Source organism: Oleiphilus sp. HI0132, from assembly GCF_001635845.1.
This window is the reverse complement of record NZ_LWGJ01001850.1, coordinates 1-610: the sequence shown is the minus strand read 5'-3', so window position 1 is coordinate 610 and position 610 is coordinate 1. Positions and strand designations below refer to the sequence as shown.

Genomic DNA, 610 nt, shown 5'->3' with positions numbered 1-610 from the left:
GGATGACTTGCTTTATAAAGCAAAAGAGGCAGGGAGAAATTGCACAATTAAAGAAAGTCCGCGATCTGTCTAGTCGGCACGCTATTATCCAATTACAAGCTCTCTATGCTCCCCGTATCGATTGTACGGCGAGCTTGATCTGTTCTTTTCTGGTGAAGGCATTATCTTTGGCTTCTTGTAAGGCGAGTTTTTTGGCTTCGTCACTTAATTCATTTGAGTCTAGGATATCTTGCCGTTGTTGGTAGAATTCTGTTAGGCGAGCTTGCCACTGTGGCGTATTGGATTCTAGGTAGGCCATTCTTTGTGCGATCTTTTCTCCATAGAAATTAGCTCTTAAATCGAAGATTTCTTCAGCCGTGTCAGACTGATTCTTAAGCCTGTTTATTTGTGCGGTGAGCTTTTTTTCTTCGCGCTTATAGCGCATGCCTTGAGCCATCTTACTGGGCAGTTGGCTTTCGGCCTGAGCCATCAGCTGATCTTTTTCCTGCTCGCTTAGTGAACTGTCGCTGTTGATCAGTAAGCGCTGATAAGAATAGTCATCATAACGTTCTTCGTGACCGAACAAGGCTTCACTTAGTTCTTTACCGAGGTATTGTCGACGTGTGTTTTT

General features: G+C 43.9%; 1 protein-coding gene. It reads right to left on the bottom strand.

What is annotated here, in order from left to right:
- Nucleotides 1-103 precede the first annotated feature (103 nt).
- The coding region (locus A3766_RS27990; RefSeq protein ID WP_156509208.1) for a lipase secretion chaperone at nt 104-610 on the bottom strand (507 nt) is incomplete at its 5' end.